This window comes from Microvirga antarctica (assembly GCF_017921815.1).
GTDB lineage: Bacteria > Pseudomonadota > Alphaproteobacteria > Rhizobiales > Beijerinckiaceae > Microvirga > Microvirga antarctica.
Map to the genome: position 1 here is coordinate 1 of NZ_JAGEMM010000082.1, position 290 is coordinate 290.

At 56.9% G+C, this 290-nt stretch carries 1 protein-coding gene; it reads right to left on the minus strand.

Annotation, left to right across the window (positions count from 1 at the left end):
* Positions 1–217 (minus strand): thiamine pyrophosphate-binding protein (locus J4G32_RS20950; RefSeq protein WP_246505445.1); only part of this gene is annotated, 217 nt, incomplete at its 3' end.
* Positions 218–290: the final 73 nt, after the last annotated feature.

Below are 290 nucleotides of genomic sequence, written 5' to 3' on the forward strand. Positions count from 1 at the left end.
AAGTCACCAGCACCACGCCAACGTCGCCAGTGGCTCGCGCCAGGCCATCCGCCATATGCACCGCGGCCTGCTCATGACGCACCAGCACATGATCGATCCCTCCAACGGTATGTAGCGCATCATAAATATCAAGCACTGCGCCTCCAGGATAGCCGAACACCTGCTTTACGCCTTGATCGATAAGCGATCGGACGACCATCTCGGCTCCAGACAACATCTCCACGGCTTGCCTCCACTTTATACCTGTCATCACGGTTTGACGGACACCTTAACCGCTCGCTATCACGCCT